Below are 11,167 nucleotides of genomic sequence, written 5' to 3'. Positions count from 1 at the left end.
AGAGCTGATCTAATGATCAGCTCTCTTCGTTTGCTTTCTTAACCGTCTTAGGTCTTTTAGGGAAATGAGCAAGACGGCAAGGAAAATCAACAGCATCCCTATCATATCAACCAGATAAAAGTGTTCCTTAACCAGCAGGACTGAAAAAACGACTGCAGCAATCGGTTCAATAGAGGCTAACAAACTGGCCTTCACCGCGCCAACGATTACAGACCCTTTTAGAAAGAGGGTGTACGAAAGAATAGACCCAACCACGATTAAGCCCAAATAAGGCCAGACGGTCTCTCGGCTAAACTGCGGGTCAAATCGCCAGACAGCCATTATCACGCCAAAAACCAATCCTCCCATGAGCATCCCTAAACCAATGACAAGCAGGCTTCCCCACTGTTTAATCAAGCGAACAGGCAATAAAATATAAGCACTGTAAGTAACAGCCGAAAAGAGCCCCCAGAAAAGACCCAGAGGGGTAATGGCTAGGCTCCCAACCTGACCATGCGTGGCCATAATAAAAGTTCCCAAAATCGCCAACAGAATGGCGGTAAGTTCACTAAGATTTGGCAGAAGCCGATTTTTGAAACATAGAAAGGCTAAAATCAGAACCGGAGCCATATACTGCAAGACGGTCGCCGTGCCAGCATTGGTCCGACTGATTGCCTGCAGATAACTGTACTGGTTCAACGTCAGCCCCAAGAGACTAAACAGCATGATGCCCAAACAGGAGCTTTTATCGTGTATCACAGCTAGTAGCTTAGAAAAATTCTGCACGGCTGCTAAACCGACCAACACAAGACCTGCAATGATTAATCGCAAGGCCGTCAACAAATGAACATCAATCCCCTTAGCCATTAACGATTGGCCTGAGACTCCTGATATACCCCAAGCAATGGCTGCCAAGACAACCAGAAAGGTTCCTTTTAGATTTTTTACCATAAGCCTCCACTCCTATATGTATCTTAGATGATACCAGAACAGCATTGAAAAACTATGTGATTTGTTATCACATAGTTTTAGTCTTAATCATCAAGGATGACTAAGTTATTTTTGAGTATTTCTGACAAGTGTCAGGCGCTGTTTTCTCATCGTCATAGCCTCTAAACTCAGCATTGACAATGCGTTAAGACCGTACACAGCCTTTGAGGCTTCAGGGTTTCGAGCCTTATCTTTACAATTTCTCCAATTCCTCATTGAGCAATTTCTGAGCTACTTGCGGATTGGCCTGTCCCTTGGTCGCCTTCATCAGCTGACCAATAAGCGATTTAGCTGCATTTTTATTGCCGCCCTTATAGTCAGCAATGGCTTTTTCATTATTGGCAAAGACCTCTTGGATGAGAGGCAGTAACTGAGCCGGATCAGAAATTTGAACCAAGCCAGCTGATTTGACATAGGCTTCTGCTGAACCGCCATTTTTGGCTAAATGAACAAAGACTTTCTTTGCAATTTTAGACGAAATGGTACCCGCTTTGACAAGAGCCAGCATTTCCACCAAATTATCTGGTGTCAGACCGATGGCATCAATGGATTGTCCTTCTGCATTGAGGTATTGTGCAATATCTCCTTGCAGCCAATTGGACACTAATTTAGCATCGCCGCCTAAATCGACAGCTTTTTCAAAGAAATCAGAAATCGCTTTTGAGCTGGTTAATTGAGCTGCATCGTAGGCTGAGAGACCCAAGTCATTGATATATTTGGTACGGCGCTCCTTTGGAAAGGCTGGCAGTTCTGAGCGAACCTGCTCAATCCACTCATCTTCAATCTCAAAGATGGGCAGATCCGGTTCTGGGAAATAACGATAGTCTGCAGAACCTTCTTTTCCACGCATCAAAAGTGTCTCACCGGTTGCTTCATCATAACGGCGGGTTTCTTGTTGAATTTCCCCGCCTGAACGAAGAATTTTGGTCTGGCGTTCCACCTCATATTGGAGTCCGCGACGCACAAAGTTAAAGGAGTTAAGGTTCTTAAGCTCCGTCTTGGTTCCAAAAGCCTCCTGTCCGTAAGGACGAAGGGAGATATTGGCATCAACCCGCATGGAACCTTCTTCCATCTTGACATCGGAAATGCCCGTGTATTGAATAATTTCTTTTAGGGCGGTCAGATAGGCATAAGCTTCTTCTGGCGAGCGCATATCCGCTTCAGAAACGATTTCAATCAGAGGCACTCCCTGACGGTTAAGATCAACATAAGAGTAGCCGTCAACACCGTGTGTGTTCTTACCAGCATCTTCTTCCAAGTGAGCCCGCTCAATCCGAATTTTCTTGGTTGAGCCATCTTCTAATTCAATATCAATCCAACCGTTGTAACCGATAGGCTCATCAAATTGGGAAATTTGATAGGCTTTAGGATTGTCAGGGTAGAAATAATTCTTACGGTCAAAGTGCATGCGCTGATGAATGTCCATGTTAAGGGCAAGCGCAGCCTTGATTCCATAATCAATAACGCCTTTATTCATGACAGGAAGAACACCGGGGAAAGACCAGTCAACAATGTTGGTGTTGGCATTGGGATCTTCTCCAAAGTGAGCTGGGGCAGGTGAGAAAATTTTAGAATCGGTCTTTAATTCAACGTGAACTTCAAGGCCAATGACTGTTTCAAAATTCATTATTGGTCACCTCCAAAGATAAGGGGCTGCTGTTTGTGGTAGTCTGTCGTTGCTTCAAAGGCTGCAGCCGCTTGGTAGATGGTTTCTTCGCCGTATTTTGGCCCAATGAGCTGCATACCGACAGGCAAACCATCAGCAAAACCGGCAGGCACTGAAATACTTGGAAGACCGGCTAAATTAACTGGAATAGTTAAAAGGTCAGCTAAGTACATCGCAACTGGATCGTGGCTCTGCGTATCAAGGTCATAAGCCACATGAGGGGCTGTCGGACCTAAGATAAGATCGTAATCTGCAAAGACCTTATCAAAATCCTGTCTGATGAGGGTCCGAACTTGACCGGCTTTCTTAAAGTAGGCATCATAATAACCAGATGACAGGCTGAAAGTTCCGAGCATAATCCGGCGTTTCACTTCCTCTCCGAAGCCTTCGCTGCGTGTGTTGACATAAACATCTTCAAGGTTTTCATAATGGTCTGTCCTAAAGCCATAACGAATCCCATCAAAACGCTGTAAATTTGAAGATGCTTCTGATGAGGCGATGATGTAATAAACCGCAACACCGTACTTGCTATGCGGCAGGCTGACTTCTTCAATGACGGCACCTAAGTTTTCAAGGTGTTTGGCTGCCTTAAGAATTGTTTCTTTGACCTGAGAATCAATCCCTTGGCCAATATATTCCTTAGGCAGGGCAATTTTCAAGCCTTTTATGTCTTGACCGATTTTGCTTGTGAAATCAGGTGAGACAAGCTTAGCAGACGTTGAATCTTTGGCATCATAGCCCGATACAACATTTAAGAGCTGTGCATTTTCTTTGACGGTCTGTGCAAATGGCCCAATTTGATCCAAGGAAGAACCAAAAGCAATCAGGCCAAAACGTGACACCCTGCCGTAGGTTGGTTTCAAACCGACAACCCCATTGAAAGAAGCCGGCTGGCGGATAGAACCGCCTGTGTCTGAACCCAGCGACAGACGTACCTGACCAGAAGCAACCGCAGTCGCAGAACCGCCAGAAGATCCACCAGGAACCTTGGTCTGATCCCAGGCATTCTTAGTGGCTTTAAATGCGGAGTTTTCAGTAGAACCTCCCATGGCAAATTCATCCATGTTAGTCTTACCAATGATCACCATATCATTTTCATAAAGCTTTTCAACGGCCGTTGCATCAAAAATCGGATTATAGTTATACAGCATTTTTGATGCTGCGGTCGTCAGGATGCCCTTAGTAGAAATATTATCTTTGACTGCAAGCGGAATTCCGCTCATGACGTTATCTGCATCAATACCTTTTTGATCAATCTTGGCTGCCTGAGCCAGCGCTTCTTCTTCTGTGACGGTGATAAAGGAATCGACAGCGGCTTCACGCGCCTTGATATCTTCCAAAGTCGCCTTGGTTAATTCAGTGGCTGAGACTTCTTTCTTGACCAGGAGGTCATGCAGCTCATCTATGGTTTTATGATTAAACGTCATTAGGCATCTCCTCCTTCATCAATAATTGCCGGTACCTTGATGAGATAATCTTCCTCTTCTGGAACGTTTTTAAAGAGTTCATCTCGATTCCAGCCTGCAACTGCTTCATCCTCACGCATACGGTTCTTATTATCTGCCACATTTGAAGTAAAGGGAACTCCGTCTGTGTCTACTTCGTTTAAGAGCTCCACCATATCAACAATCTTTGATAAAGTCGTTGCAAAGGCTGTTGTTTCCTCATCCGAAAACCTTAATTTAGAAAGGTTAGCCACATGGCGTACCTCTGCTTCAGAAATTTTCATTCCTTTTCTCCTTATTATCTTACTACGTTTAGCATTATATCACATTTTCAGTCCAGCGTTTCCAGCTTCAGTTCAGCCAGCTGATTTTCTGAAACCAGACTCGGACTGGCCAACATCGGATCTGCTCCCTGACCATTCTTAGGAAAGGCTATCACTTCACGAATGTTTTCTTCACCCGCTAGAATCATCACCAGACGATCTAGGCCTAGAGCCAGACCTCCATGAGGTGGGAAACCATAATCAAGAGCTTCTAAGAAAAAGCCAAAGTCTCGTTGGTAATCTTCCTTAGACATCCCCAATAGGTCAAACATGGCTTCTTGCTGCTGACGCTGATGGATCCGAAGACTGCCGCCTCCGATTTCATAACCGTTAAGAACAATATCATAGGCCCGGCTCATGATCTTTTCAGGCGCTTCCTTAAGATGATCTAAGTCATCAAAATCCCCTTGAGTAAAGGGATGATGCATGGCTTGATAGCGCTTTTGATCCTCATTCCACTCCAGGAGCGGCCAGTCTGTAATCCAGATAAAGTTGAGCTGACTGTCATCAATCAGATCAAGGGCTTTGGCAAGACGCAGACGCAGGCCGCCAAGCGCTTCCTGCACACGTTTTTTAGTACCGGTTACAAAGAAAAGCAAGTCTCCATCCTGAGCTTGAAACAGATCTAACAGTTCAGTCCTGTGCTCCTTAAAGGTTGATTTAAGACTTCCTGCCAACTCACCATTTTCAATCGTTGCCGTTGCAAAGCCCGCCACTCCAAAATCAAGCGTTGCTTCTTTCAATTCTTTCATTTGACGGTTGGTGAAGGCATGAGCTCCTTTAGGCAGACAAATTCCCATAACAGAGCCATTTTCTGCTTTCAAACCTTTTTGAAGGAAGAGTGATGGGTTACCTTGTGACAGTGCTGTCAAATCTTTCAGCTCAATGCCAAAGCGTGTGTCCGGCTTATCTGAACCAAAGCGTGTCATGGCTTCCTCATAGGACATGACAGGAAATGCCTCGGTCATCTCGTAACCCATACTTTCTCTGACGACCGCCTTGAGCATGCCCTCAACAAGATGTCGGATATCTTCCTCCGAGGCAAAACTCATCTCTAAGTCAACCTGAGTAAATTCAGGCTGACGGTCTCCCCGCAAATCTTCATCACGGAAACAGCGAACAATCTGATAATAGCGCTCAAGACCAGCTCCCATCAATAACTGTTTCAGCATCTGAGGACTCTGAGGAAGGGCGTAAAACTGATTTTTGAAAACACGGCTGGGAACTAAAAAATCACGCGCCCCTTCTGGTGTTGACTTCGTCAAATAGGGCGTCTCTACATCAATGAAATCAGCCTGGTTCAGATAATCTCGAATTGACTTGCTAACCTGATGGCGCAATTTCAAATTCTTGGTCATTCGCTCCCTGCGAAGGTCCAGATAGCGATATTTTTGGCGAATATCTTCACCGGCATGGGCATGGCTGTCCAACTCAAAAGGAACCAATTTGCTTTCAGATATCACCTCTATTGTTTCAGCCCTCAACTCTACCTGACCAGACTGGATGTCTTTATTAACAAAGCGTTCTTCACGGGCAACAACAGGGCCCGTTACAGAAATAATACTTTCCTTGTGCAGGTCCTGCAATTTAGTAAAGTCTGTAATACTGGAATCAACAAAAACCTGCAGCAGACCCTCACGGTCACGCAGTTCAATAAAGGCTAATTTCCCATGGTTACGGATGTTGGCAACCCAGCCTGTTGCAGTCATGGTTTGACCGACCTGATCCAAACCGTAATGTCCAATAAAAATATCTTTCATTTTTCTCCTCTTAATACAAAAAACCACGATTTTTCATTCTGAAAACAGACGAAAAACCGTGGTACCACTGTTATTTGCTGCCGATATGACCAGCAGCCTCTAAACTCGTAAGGTGAGTCAGCCTCCATGCTTTTGACATGAATCTTATAAAGTATGTTGTTCGGTTCTGGATTTGTTGGCACCACTCTCAGCAACGGGTGCTCTCTGTACAAGGCCTCCAGCCTACTCTACTTTTCTTAGTATTTAATTGACGATTATTCTATTATAATAGCACCCAAGACATTTTGCAAGTGATTTAGGGCAAATTGGTGATTTTCCTGATTGAGCGAAGCCACAGCCGATTTGACCACTTCAATCCGATAGCCGAGATTGTAAGCATCAATAGCCGTATGCAAAACACAGATATCTGTCAAAACACCTGTTAAAACCAGTGTATCTACTCGGCGCTCCCGCAGGCGAATATCTAAATCTGTCCCTGAAAAAGCAGAATAATGACGCTTGTCCAGCCAAAAGACACGCGGGTTCTCCTGATGTTTTTGATAAAATTCTCCCAAGGGTCCGTATAAATCACGGCCGCTTGTACCTCTTAGATTATGGGGCGGAAACAGGTTGCTTTCTGGGTGGAAAGCATCTCCCTCATCGTGACCGTCAATCGCGAAAAAGATATAATCGCCATTATCGTAAGCCTGCTGAGTGACCTGAGCAATAGCTTCTGAAATCGCCTGGGCGGGTGCCCCTGCTGTCAGCTTTCCCTTATCTGCCACAAAATCATAGGTGTAGTCAATCGAAATCAATGCCTTTGTCATTTAGCGGTAATCCTTTAACTTATCAAAAATACCTTCATTGATTACTTTGAGGTAGGTCCCTTTCATGCCAAGAGAACGGCTCTCAATGATGCCGGCACTTTCTAATTTTCTCAGGGCATTAACAATGACACTGCGGGTGATACCGATACGATCTGCAATAACGGAAGCTGTCAGACGGCCTTCGTTACCATCCAGTTCTCCTAAAATAGCTGCAACGGCCTTCATTTCAGAATAAGATAAGGTGTTAATCGCCATATTGATCGCAGTCTGCTTCCGAATGGTTTCTTCCAGGTTTTCTGTCTGAAGATTCAGCAGCTGGATACCAACCACGGTTGAAGCAATCTCAACCAAAATCAAGTCATCATCATCAAATTCTTTGTCGTTACGCCAAATAATCAGCGACCCCAGCCTCATTCCGCCACCATAGATAGGGGCTATAGTAGTCAATCCGTCAGGATAGATGTCTTTGGATTCAACAGGAAAGATGGTCAGATCGCTGTCTACCGATAGGTTGGCCTCTGTGTCGTAGATGCGGCTGGCCGTCCGGACATAGCTTTCTGGGAATTTTTTACTCTGGAAAAACTCTTCTACGCGGTCTGTATTGGTCTTATACTTCATCGCATAACCCAAGATATCGCCGCCGCCATTCATAATACAGGCATTGCAGTCAATAATTTCAGCCAACTGTTCCGCAATCGCTGTATAGGGCAGTTCATTTTGTAAATTGTCAACCGAGCGCTGCAAAATTGAAGTAATCTTACGCGTCTTTGTTAGCAAATTCGTCATCTTAATATTAGTCACTTTCTTTGATAATCGAAATCATTATAACAAAGGAAGACAGATATTGCAATCAATTGTCAGAAAATTACCTACTATTTTGACAATTTTTTTGAAAACCCTTTTATTTTTTATATTGTCTTAAGAATCGTGTCATTTTTTCTTGAATTTCAGCCAGTTCTTCTACCCTCGGCAGGTAAACAATTCGGAAGTGATCGGGATCTTTCCAGTTAAAGCCTCGTCCATGAACCAGCATAATCTTCTCTTGTTTAAGGAAGTCTAGGACAAACTGTTCGTCGTCATCGATACGGTATAGATTGCGGTCAATTTTAGGGAAGATATAAAGCCCTGCTTTCGGCTTAACAACGGAAAGCCCCGGAATATCATTGATGGCGTCCGTGATGAAATTCCGCTGTTCATAAATACGTCCTCCCGGCAGCAGTAGCTCGTCACCAGACTGATAGCCACCAAGAGAGGTTTGCACGACCTGCTGAGCCAAGACATTGGCACAGAGGCGCATATTCGCCAGCATATTGATTCCTTCAATATACCCCTTGACATGATCCTTGCGCCCAGATAGAATCATCCAGCCAACACGGAAACCGCAGATACGATGTGACTTGGACAGTCCATTCATCGTGATACAGAAGACATCTGGTGCCAGACTGGCGATGGCAGTATGTTTGGCACCGTCCATGACAAGACGGTCATAGATTTCATCAGCCAAAATAATAAGGTCATTTTGACGGGCAATCTCCACAATTTCTTCTAAAATATCTTTGGGATAGAGGGCTCCCGTTGGGTTATTAGGGTTAATGACCACAATGGCTTTGGTATTGGACGTAATTTTGGACTTAATATCGTCAATATCCGGATTCCAGTCAGCCTGCTCGTCACAGATATAATGAACCGCTTTTCCTCCTGCCAAGCTAACGCAGGCCGTCCAGAGAGGGTAGTCCGGCATGGGGATCAAAACCTCATCCCCATCATCTAACAAAGCCTGCATGGAGATGGAAATCATCTCAGAAACACCATTGCCCAGATAAATATCATTAAGATCAACATTGGGAATTCCCTTTAATTGGCAATACTGCATGATGGCCTTGCGGGCAGAAAAAATACCACGGCTGTCAGAGTAGCCCTCACTGTTTCGGACATTTAAGATGAGATCGCGAATGACCTCATCGGGGGCAGTGAACCCAAATTCTGCTGGATTGCCGGTATTGAGACGGAGAATTTTTTCCCCGTTTGCCATCATCCGTTCCGCTTCATCAAGCACAGGCCCCCTAATATCATAAGCGACATGCTCTAATTTTGAAGATTTGTCAAATATTTTCATACGCATTACCTCGTGTTAAACATTATAAACTAAAATCTTAAAAATAGAAAATAATTTTTAGGAGGGGTGAAAAAGTCATTTTCATCTTTTTTACATTCAAACGCTTTCATTTTTAGCAAAAAAAGAGTACAATAAAGAAAAGGATACGAAGGGGGACTTACTTATGTCAAAAAAATACAGCCGTATCATGGTCGCTATCGATGGGTCGCACGAAGCTGAACTTGCTTTTAAAAAAGGGGTGAATGTGGCTCTCAGGAACAATGCCGAGCTGCTGTTGGTCCATGTTATTGACACACGGGCACTACAGAGTGTGGCTACTTTTGATGCCTATATCTATGAAAAACTTGAAGAAGAGGCACACAGTGTTCTTGATGAGTACGAAAAGCAGGCTCGAGAAAGCGGCATCGAAAACCTCAGGCAAATCATTGAATTTGGCAATCCAAAACCTCTGCTTGCCAATGATATCCCTGAAAAAGAAGGGGTCGATCTGATTATGCTAGGCGCAACCGGCCTCAATGCTTTTGAAAGACTGGTTATCGGCTCTTCCTCTGAGTACATTCTGCGTCACGCCAAAGTAGACCTGCTCGTTGTGCGGGATCCTAACCGAACATTATAAAAAAAGCTTGGTTGACCAAGCTTTTTTATTTTTTCCGATGCAGTGATTTTTGTATCTGACGATCAAGTTCCTTTTTCATGGCAGGTTCTGGCGCAAAACGTTCTTCCCAGTCGTCCGGCTTCAGAATCTTATGGGTCTCCGGATCAAAATGAGCTTCTCCATCAGGGAAAATTTTGCCCATATTGGCACCATGAACAATATCAAACAAGGGCTTGGGGTCAACACCCATCAAGACAAAAGACCCATAAGTGAAGTAAAGCAGGTCTACCAAAGCATCGACCTGGCCAACCAATGGTGTTTCTGGGTGAGGCTTAGAAACCACTTTCTCCGCTGAACGATCAACCGCTTCGTGGAGCTGTCGGACCAAGTCGTTAAAGACAGCCATGTCCCCCTTGCTAGTCGCATAAAGAAATTCGACAACTTCTTCTATTTTAAAGCCGGCCCGATGGCTGCCCTCTTGGCTTCCATAGACACGAGGGGTCTCACAGGTCTCTCCGTCCATTAGCTGGTGGAAATCCTTGACTTTATTAAAGTTGTCGTCGCTACTTGAGAAGACCTTGTCAGTCTCCAGATGAATGACGCCGAAGTGAGATAGGGCTTTGGAAATCCCATCGTTATTATTAGAAGCCGTGGTGTAGTCAGCTATTTTCTTAACTTCCTCTGTCGCATTGCCCATGGCAATACCAAAACCGACCCCTTCCAGCATTTCGAGATCATTGTCAGAGTCCCCAAAGGCCATAACTTCTGCCATCTCTAAATCAAACTCTGCCGCAACTCTTGCAATGCCCTTCAGTTTTGACATTCCTTTTGAAATTAAGTCTGCGGAATAGGGGCTGCTTCTGGTTATGGTCAAATGGGGAAATTTTTCAGCAATGGCATCGCTCTGGTCCTTGGTGGCCACCAGAACAATCTGAAACACCGGCTGACGCATAACTGTCATCAGCGAATTAAGGCTTTGCGGTTTAATGCGGCGAATGATATGTTTAAAGCTACGAGTGACCGTCTTGGTCCATCTTTTCGGCACCAGACGGCTGACTGTCTGTCCAAAGCGGCTGGTTCCCATATTGATAATATTGGATCCCACTAACCCCGAAGAGGTTCCCAGAGAAATTTCCCGTTTGTTTTCGCCCGCAAATTTAATCAGGCGATAAACAGTGGACTTGGGCAACTGATTTTGGTAGATGACACGGTCTCTGGTGAAAATATACTGGCCGTTGTAAGTAACCGCAAAATCAAGTCCTAAGTTTTCAAGATAGGGTGCCACAAAACCGGGCCCTCGGCCAGTTGCAACACCAACCAAGATTCCCCGTTCTTTCATTTGTTCGATTGCTTTTTGGGTTGATTTCTGGACAGCCTTACGATCGTTCAGTAAGGTCCCATCGATATCAAAAAAAACAGCTTTAATTGCCACAATGTCGCCTTTCTTACTGGGTGAAATATGTTAGAATATAGTATAACACATTTTT

The 11,167-nt window shown here is 44.6% G+C and carries 10 protein-coding genes; 1 reads left to right on the top strand and 9 read right to left on the bottom strand.

The annotated features are described in order from the left end of the window. Positions 1–9 precede the first annotated feature (9 nt). The 8 genes from A3GY_RS0107090 to A3GY_RS0107055 form a co-directional block, all read right to left on the bottom strand. Positions 10–930 carry a DMT family transporter gene (locus tag A3GY_RS0107090; protein ID WP_018030726.1) on the bottom strand — a complete coding sequence of 307 codons (921 nt, stop codon included), beginning with the start codon at positions 928–930 and terminating at the stop codon, positions 10–12. Between the two features lie 232 nt (positions 931–1,162). Further along, entirely contained in the window at positions 1,163–2,596 is a 1,434-nt protein-coding gene (gene gatB, locus A3GY_RS0107085; protein WP_018030725.1) for an Asp-tRNA(Asn)/Glu-tRNA(Gln) amidotransferase subunit GatB, read from the bottom strand. Beyond that, positions 2,596–4,062 (bottom strand): Asp-tRNA(Asn)/Glu-tRNA(Gln) amidotransferase subunit GatA, encoded by a 1,467-nt coding sequence (gene gatA / locus A3GY_RS0107080; protein WP_018030724.1) that lies wholly within the window; start codon positions 4,060–4,062, stop codon positions 2,596–2,598. The genes gatB and gatA overlap by 1 nt, the downstream gene beginning before the upstream one ends. Then, entirely contained in the window at positions 4,062–4,364 is a 303-nt protein-coding gene (gatC, locus tag A3GY_RS0107075; RefSeq protein WP_018030723.1) for an Asp-tRNA(Asn)/Glu-tRNA(Gln) amidotransferase subunit GatC, read from the bottom strand. The genes gatA and gatC overlap by 1 nt, the downstream gene beginning before the upstream one ends. Positions 4,365–4,411: 47 nt before the next feature. Beyond that, a complete protein-coding gene (gene aspS, locus A3GY_RS0107070; RefSeq protein WP_018030722.1) occupies positions 4,412–6,163 on the bottom strand; it encodes an aspartate--tRNA ligase in 1,752 nt (583 codons plus the stop codon). A gap of 254 nt (positions 6,164–6,417) precedes the next feature. Next, complete coding sequence (locus tag A3GY_RS0107065) at positions 6,418–6,969, bottom strand: cysteine hydrolase family protein (protein WP_018030721.1); 552 nt, start codon at positions 6,967–6,969, stop codon at positions 6,418–6,420. Next, positions 6,970–7,755: a GTP-sensing pleiotropic transcriptional regulator CodY gene (gene codY / locus A3GY_RS0107060; RefSeq protein WP_018030720.1), complete on the bottom strand. Its 786-nt coding sequence runs from the start codon at positions 7,753–7,755 to the stop codon at positions 6,970–6,972. It lies immediately after the preceding gene. A 115-nt stretch (positions 7,756–7,870) separates the two neighbouring features. Beyond that, the gene (locus tag A3GY_RS0107055) at positions 7,871–9,085 is read right to left on the bottom strand and encodes a pyridoxal phosphate-dependent aminotransferase (protein ID WP_018030719.1); all 1,215 of its coding nucleotides are present in this window, start codon (positions 9,083–9,085) and stop codon (positions 7,871–7,873) included. 163 nt (positions 9,086–9,248) lie between these two features. Here A3GY_RS0107055 and A3GY_RS0107050 point away from each other — a divergent pair, with 163 nt between their 5' ends. Then, complete coding sequence (locus tag A3GY_RS0107050) at positions 9,249–9,701, top strand: universal stress protein (RefSeq protein WP_018030718.1); 453 nt, start codon at positions 9,249–9,251, stop codon at positions 9,699–9,701. A 25-nt stretch (positions 9,702–9,726) separates the two neighbouring features. Here the strand turns inward: A3GY_RS0107050 and A3GY_RS0107045 are convergent, their stop codons facing one another. After that, the gene (locus A3GY_RS0107045) at positions 9,727–11,112 is read right to left on the bottom strand and encodes a Cof-type HAD-IIB family hydrolase (protein ID WP_018030717.1); all 1,386 of its coding nucleotides are present in this window, start codon (positions 11,110–11,112) and stop codon (positions 9,727–9,729) included. Between the last annotated feature and the right edge of the window lie 55 nt (positions 11,113–11,167).

The sequence above is a fragment of the Streptococcus ferus DSM 20646 genome, assembly GCF_000372425.1.
Classification (GTDB): Bacteria; Bacillota; Bacilli; order Lactobacillales; family Streptococcaceae; genus Streptococcus; species Streptococcus ferus.
Note: the sequence above shows the minus strand (reverse complement) of the source record. Positions and strands in the feature narration are given on the sequence as shown.

Coding starts and splice junctions, on each gene's coding strand:
- aspS (WP_018030722.1), bottom strand. CDS start 6,163: ATGAAAGATATTTTTATTGGACATTACGGTTTGGATCAGGTCGGTCAA.
- A3GY_RS0107065 (WP_018030721.1), bottom strand. CDS start 6,969: ATGACAAAGGCATTGATTTCGATTGACTACACCTATGATTTTGTGGCA.
- A3GY_RS0107050 (WP_018030718.1), top strand. CDS start 9,249: ATGTCAAAAAAATACAGCCGTATCATGGTCGCTATCGATGGGTCGCAC.
- gatA (WP_018030724.1), bottom strand. CDS start 4,062: ATGACGTTTAATCATAAAACCATAGATGAGCTGCATGACCTCCTGGTC.
- codY (WP_018030720.1), bottom strand. CDS start 7,755: ATGACGAATTTGCTAACAAAGACGCGTAAGATTACTTCAATTTTGCAG.
- gatC (WP_018030723.1), bottom strand. CDS start 4,364: ATGAAAATTTCTGAAGCAGAGGTACGCCATGTGGCTAACCTTTCTAAA.
- gatB (WP_018030725.1), bottom strand. CDS start 2,596: ATGAATTTTGAAACAGTCATTGGCCTTGAAGTTCACGTTGAATTAAAG.
- A3GY_RS0107090 (WP_018030726.1), bottom strand. CDS start 930: ATGGTAAAAAATCTAAAAGGAACCTTTCTGGTTGTCTTGGCAGCCATT.
- A3GY_RS0107055 (WP_018030719.1), bottom strand. CDS start 9,085: ATGAAAATATTTGACAAATCTTCAAAATTAGAGCATGTCGCTTATGAT.